Below are 525 nucleotides of genomic sequence, written 5' to 3' on the forward strand. Positions count from 1 at the left end.
ATGATGCAACTCTATGCAATTTATCTTGCCCATTTCGTATTGATCTTTAGACATTGATAAACCTCTTTATCTTATGGTATCTAAATGCATGGCAAATGCGCAAAAACGCAAAGCCGTGTAACAAAGCTCAAGCGGCATTTCCGCGCAAAGCAGAATGCGCACGCGAATCTGTGTTGGCATGTTTTGCTGCTTTAAAAATGCGACGGCGACTTTTGGGGTAGCGGTCGCTAAAAACCTGCTCAACGGGCAAACCGATAAAATCGGCAATAGCACGTTCAGCTTTCTCGTTAGACCGTGTCCAGATATGTTGAACACTGGATGACGAGAGTTGATAAGCTTTCGCGAGCTCCGCCAAGGTCATATTACGGCGGCGTAGCTCAGCTAAAATACTATGGCGATCCCATACTTGAATGCATGTTTGGGTGGTTGTCATAACTTTCGCTCCTGCTTCAAACGGATGCTCAAACCATCCGTTTTTTGTGGGGTTAATGGTAAAATATCTGCCCTCTATATCGGGCGGTAATA

Annotated in this window: 1 protein-coding gene; it reads right to left on the minus strand. The window is 45.0% G+C overall.

Annotated elements, in window-relative coordinates; all coding sequences use genetic code 11:
• Positions 1-127: 127 nt before the first annotated feature.
• On the minus strand, positions 128-433 hold the full coding sequence (locus tag ACFIKU_RS10390; RefSeq protein ID WP_005864619.1) for a helix-turn-helix transcriptional regulator: 306 nt from the start codon (positions 431-433) through the stop codon (positions 128-130).
• Between the last annotated feature and the right edge of the window lie 92 nt (positions 434-525).

This window comes from Bartonella sp. CM120XJJH (assembly GCF_042194715.1).
Classification (GTDB): Bacteria; Pseudomonadota; Alphaproteobacteria; order Rhizobiales; family Rhizobiaceae; genus Bartonella.